The sequence below is a fragment of the Novosphingobium beihaiense genome (assembly GCF_022832375.1).
GTDB lineage: Bacteria > Pseudomonadota > Alphaproteobacteria > Sphingomonadales > Sphingomonadaceae > Novosphingobium > Novosphingobium beihaiensis.
Genome location: NZ_JALHLG010000030.1, coordinates 1 through 4634, shown reverse-complemented (window position 1 = coordinate 4634; position 4634 = coordinate 1). Strand labels below are relative to the sequence as shown.

3 protein-coding genes are annotated in these 4634 nt (G+C 63.3%); all 3 read right to left on the bottom strand.

What is annotated here, in order from left to right; all coding sequences use genetic code 11:
* Positions 1–396: 396 nt before the first annotated feature.
* Positions 397–816 (bottom strand): IS200/IS605 family transposase, encoded by a 420-nt coding sequence (gene tnpA / locus MTR66_RS15970; protein WP_243922866.1) that lies wholly within the window; start codon positions 814–816, stop codon positions 397–399.
* Positions 817–956: 140 nt separating this feature from the next.
* Positions 957–2768, bottom strand: a complete 1812-nt coding sequence (locus MTR66_RS15965) for a ShlB/FhaC/HecB family hemolysin secretion/activation protein (protein ID WP_243922864.1) — start codon at positions 2766–2768, stop codon at positions 957–959.
* 35 nt (positions 2769–2803) lie between these two features.
* The coding region (locus MTR66_RS15960; RefSeq protein ID WP_243922862.1) for a beta strand repeat-containing protein at positions 2804–4634 on the bottom strand (1831 nt) is incomplete at its 5' end.

The following is a 4634-nucleotide window of genomic DNA, read 5'->3' as shown; positions in this document are numbered from 1 at the left end:
TCAGAACTCAGCCAGATTGGGAATCCCTTTTGTCAACGCAGACTAGAGAGTGGGAGAACTTCTACAACTTCAATCGGGCACACGGCGTCTTCAACGGCAAAACGCCCTTTGAAGCTCTTAGGAAGCGCCCATAATCTCATGCACTCAATAGCGAACCTTACACCTTGGATCGCCGCATCCGAGAAGGCGGACAGACGTCTCCGGGCCTTGTTATTCAGCCCTTTCCAGACACGGGGCAAGCCGCCGCTCCAGGTCTGCCTGCCAGTTCTCGTCCATAGCCAGCCTCCGTCAAAGCTGGTTCCCGACGAATCACACATCTCGGGCCAAGGGAGTCGCAAAACCACATTTCCGTCAACGTAGCAGTGCTGAACCACTGACTGGCTGATGCCGGTAGGATCATGCGACGGGGCTGAAGCCATCCTTGTGGATATGCCGGTCGAGATACCGCATGATGATGTCATCGGTGATGTTGCCGGAGGTGGTCGAGAAGTATCCTCGTTGCCAGAAGCGTTGGCCCCAATACCGCTTGCGGATGTGCTCGAACTCCTGCTGGATTTTCCGAGACGAGCGCCCCTTGGCCCGGCGCACGAAGTCACTGACCGAAACGTGCGGCGGGATTTCAACGAACATGTGCACGTGATCCTTCGACAATGCGCCGTTGATAATGGTCACGCCCATCTCATCGCAGACCTGCCGGATGATCTCCCGCACGCGCAGCCGGACTTCACCGTGCAGCACCTTGAACCGGTACTTCGGCGCCCAAACGAGATGGTAGCGATGATGGAATGTCATGTGACAACCGCTGCGGTACGCCATAGCCTGTAACCTCTGGAAAAACGGAAGCTTCACGCCTTCGGCCGATTCCGTTTTTCCCGAGGTTACAGGCTACCACACGAATCTGTGGCTGAAGCCAGTATCCGACTGAAGTCGGAGGGGTTCCTCCTCAAAGCGAGACTCTAAAAGGTCACGCTGACATTGGCCATCACATTCCAGGCGGACGCGCCGGTGACATCGCGATCTGTGATGGCACGCCCTGCAGTGAACGTTCCCATCACATGCCGCACGAGAGCAATATCCATACCGGCACCGGCCGAGAGCAACGTCGTAGATCCGTGCGCTGCGAGGTCTTCGCCCCAGGCCACATCAGCAAACACATAGGGTGAGACCGTGCGGTCCTCCGGCAATATCTTCGCGAGTATGTCCTGCCCGGGCATGCGCAGCGTGTTGCGCCAGATCGCGCCGCGATCGGCGGAAGCGTCGTAGAAACCATAGCCGCGCGATCCAGCCACGCCGCCCAGCGCAAGGCGCTCGGTATCAGGCAAGGCGGTTCCCGCCAGCATGCCGGTAAATTCGCTGTCCCACGCATAGCTGCCGCCCAGTTTCGTGCGCCGGGTGAGGTTGACGATACCGTAAGCATAGGATGCGCTGGTGACACGCCCGCCCGAAAAGACGGACCAGGACCGGTCGCCGCTGTCGGCCACGGTCTTGCCCGGATTGGCGACCAATCGCAGGTCCACCGCCGTCTGGCTTGTCTTGCCCCGGAATGTATCGGCCCAGCCTGCCGTGAATTGCAGCAATGCCGCATCACCCGAGGCCGCCTCCGTACCGGCGAAATAGACCTGCCTTCGCGCCGATTTATAGGCAAGGCCGCCGTAAATCTCGCCCCAGTACTTGCCTGGCAACAGGTTCGATACGGCCGTGCGATAAACAAGCGGCAGTTCGAATGTCCGGCTTCGCACCGACGTATAGGCATCGATATCGATGCGGCTGGCCACCAGATCCGGTGTAAACTCGATCTGCTGACGGGCCGATGCAGGTATGACCACGCGAGCCGCGTGGCTGACATAGTGCGGGAATGTCTCACCCTCCAGCAGGAACCGGCGGGGGTGTCCGAAGGAATCCCCGCTGCCGGTCAGCAGGTAGGAAACCGTGGCGCCATTGACCGAAGGCAGCCAGAAACCGCCGCCCACCGAATAACGCTGCTTGCCGGTGCCGGCCGAGCCTGTGTTGGACCAGCCCGCCGTCACCGACCACGGCTTGCCTTCCGAGACCGAAAGCGTGAGATCGCTGAGAGTCGTCGCCTCTCCTTGCGAAAACACGCCGGTGACGGCGCGGTAGGGATTGCGGTTGAGCCAGTCGATATCCTCGCTCAGCGCGTCCGCGTCGATCGGCTCGCCGGACCGCGCCCGCACAGCGCCGCCGATGGCATTCTTGTCCGAGCCAGCCCCTTCCACGCCTGCGTGCCCAAGCCGAAAGACAATGACCCGTAACTGGACCACGCCGTCCGTCACTTCCTGCGGCGGTGCGGTGACGGAAACGAACGGCAGCCCGTTTGCCCGGTAGACTCCGGCAACGGCGGCCTGCAGCTTCGCTATTCCCGCATTGGACAGCGGCATTCCCAGATAGGGCTTGAGCGCGGCATCGAGCGCGGCGGGAATATCCTCGCGCCCGGCCGGTGCCGGGGCGGCGGCTACACGGATGCCGCGTTCGGGGTGAGCCTGGACCGCATCGCTTTCCCCGATCAGCGCCACCCCGGCAAGGTCAACGCCGAAAGGCTTGGTGTCATCCGACCCGTAGTTCTTCTCATCGATAGCAAGCGGCGCCGCAGTGGAAGGCGCAACGGGCACGGGGTAGCGCTCGATAGCCGATTGCGCCGATGCCGCTGCCGGGCATACAGCGGCGGAAAAGCATATCCATGGGCCGATACAGGCCAGTGCCGTCTTGTGTCTCGTACTGCTCTTCACCCTGCCGTCCATTCCGTCACTCATGATCGCCGCCAATGCTCCCCGGGCCCCGTCCCTGCTCACAGGCCTTTCCCGGCTGCGTTGCAGGGATAAGGGACACCCGCCAGCGCGCCGCCTGCGACACCTGCGGCGCATCCGGCCGGGGGAGCGCCGGCACCGTCCGTCAACACCTGGAAAGTCCCGGAGGCGAAGGTCAGGATGGACATCGGCCCTGCGCCGCCGGGCAGCGCGGCCTGCAGAACACCCTCCGGCAGGCGGAAGCGCAGCACGGTCCCGGCCGTGAGCGCGGCGCGCGACTGCGCGGGACCGTGGAGATTCGGGAAAGTCACGCCGGGATAGGGATCCGGCGGCGTCACCACATCGCTTCCCGTCACGGTAAGCACGCCCGGCAGGTATGTGAGATCGTAGTTGGCCGAAGCGGACAGCGTGCCTTGCGTGATCGCGTAGGAGCCCGCGCCGGACGTAACGTCAGCCTGCGTTGTCAGTGCGCCCGAGAGCGCATCGCCATTCACCAGGCCGCCGCCGCCAACGGTATATGTCAGTACCGGGTTGGCCTCGCCAAAAGCCCGGCTCTGATCATCCGCCGTGACCGTGACTGCGCGCCTGTTCACCACCAGCGTACCGTCGGCATAGCTGACGGTATAGTTGGGCAGGCCCGTGCCCGTGATGCCGCTGGCGGAAATGGCATAAGTTCCGGCATCCGCATCGGCTCCACGTCCCGCACTTTCAAGCGTAAGGCTCGAAATGCTGTCGCCACGGACAAGACCCGAAACCGAGTATCCGCTCAAGCTCGCCACATCGCCATAAGTCTTGCTGTCATCGGACACCGACACGGTCAGCGCGGCCTTGCCGATCGTGCCGATCGTATCGGAGAGCGCCGTCGAGGCCAGCACATAGTTCCCGGCATCGCTGCCCGTCAGCGTCAGACCCGAGACCGACACCGTCTTGCCGGTGCCTGCGTTCTTGTCGCCATAGCTGCCGCCGGTGGCATAGTTCAGGACGACATCGTCGCCCGCAATGCCCGAACTCAGCGTGTAGTTGCCGCTTGCCAGCGTCGCGGACGTGGTGCCGTCATAGGTCTTCGTCACCGTGCCGGTCAGACCCGCCGTCAGCGTCAGTCCCGAGACCGACACCGTCTTGCCGGTGCCTGCGTTCTTGTCGCCATAGCTGCCGCCGGTGGCATAGTTCAGGACGACATCGTCGCCCGCAATGCCCGAACTCAGCGTGTAGTTGCCGCTTGCCAGCGTCGCGGACGTGGTGCCGTCATAGGTCTTCGTCACCGTGCCGGTCAGACCCGCCGTCAGCGTGTAGGCGCCGATGCTGCCCGCCGCCGTGTTCGCCGTGACCGTATAATTGCCGCCGCTGTTGCCATCGTTCAGCGTGTAGCCGCTATCGACCGAGAGAAGCCTCGCCCCGGCATTCTTCGTATCGAAGGACTGCGTGAGCCCGCTGATCGTATCGCTGCCAACAAGGCCGGACACCGTCACCGTGCCGGACGAGGAGGCCGTGCCATCATAGGTCTTGCTGTCCGTCACCGCCGAGAGTGTCAGCGCCGCCTTGCCGATCGTGCCGATGGTATCGGAGAGCGCCGTCGAGGCCAGGACATAGTTCCCGGCGTCACCGCCCGTCAGCGTCAGTCCCGAGACCGACACCGTCTTGCCGGTGCCTGCGTTCTTGTCGCCATAGCTGCCGCCGGTGGCATAGTTCAGGACGACATCGTCGCCCGCAATGCCCGAACTCAGCGTGTAGTTGCCGCTTGCCAGCGTCGCGGACGTGGTGCCGTCATAGGTCTTCGTCACCGTGCCGGTCAGACCCGCCGTCAGCGTGTAGGCGCCGATGCTGCCCGCCGCCGTGTTCGCCGTGACCGTATAATTGCCGCCGCTGTTGCCA

What these genes read in the sequence shown, in the direction of transcription:
- tnpA (WP_243922866.1), bottom strand. Translation starts at nt 816, where the DNA reads ATGGCGTACCGCAGCGGTTGTCACATGACATTCCATCATCGCTACCAT.
- MTR66_RS15965 (WP_243922864.1), bottom strand. Translation starts at nt 2,768, where the DNA reads ATGAGTGACGGAATGGACGGCAGGGTGAAGAGCAGTACGAGACACAAG.